The organism is Caulobacter sp. 17J65-9 (assembly GCF_010975005.1).
In the GTDB taxonomy this organism is placed as follows: domain Bacteria; phylum Pseudomonadota; class Alphaproteobacteria; order Caulobacterales; family Caulobacteraceae; genus 17J80-11.
Genome location: NZ_JAAIVC010000346.1, coordinates 1 through 656, shown reverse-complemented (window position 1 = coordinate 656; position 656 = coordinate 1). Strand labels below are relative to the sequence as shown.

Here is a 656-nt window from a genome sequence, read left to right as displayed (position 1 = left end):
CCCAGCCACAGCACGCGCCGCCAGGCGGGCGCCGGCGCGCCGGCGGCCGGGGCCGGGGCCTCGACCGCGGCGACCGGGGCGATGAAGCGATAGCCGTACTTGGGCACGGTCTCGATGAAGCGCGGGCTGGTCGCGTCGTCGCCGAGCCTGCGGCGCAGGGTGCGGATGCACTGGGTCAGCGCCTCGTCGGTGACCGGCACGCCGCGCCAGACCTCGGCCAGGAAGCGGTCCTTGGGCACCAGCTTGCCGTGCTCGCTGACCAGCAGGGTCAGGGCGTCGAGATAGCGCGCGTTCAGCTCGACCGGCGCGTCGTCGAAGCTGAGCCGGCGGTCGCGGGGATCGAGCAGGAAACGGTCGAAGCGAAAGCCGCCGGGGGGCAAGTCTGCGGTTCCTAGAGTGCGCGCCCGCGGCGCCGGCTGCTTCGCCGAGCGTCGCGCAGGGGCGGGGGAAAGGCAATGGCGGGACCCTCCCTCTCCCGCAAGGGGAGAGGGTTGGCTAACCTCGGGCCAGGACGAGGGGGCGTGCATGACTCGACATCGGATGCTGCGGGCGGCGGCGGCCGTCGCGGTGCTGGCCTTCGCCGCGCCGGCCCAGGCCCAGGCCCAGGCGCCGGCGCCGGAGGCGGCGGTGGACGCGCTGTTCGTGTGGGCCGGGCC

Annotated in this window: 1 protein-coding gene; it reads right to left on the bottom strand. The window is 75.3% G+C overall.

Annotated features, from left to right (window positions below):
* Positions 1-380 (bottom strand): winged helix-turn-helix domain-containing protein (locus G3573_RS21875; protein ID WP_205598444.1); only part of this gene is annotated, 380 nt, incomplete at its 3' end.
* Positions 381-656: the final 276 nt, after the last annotated feature.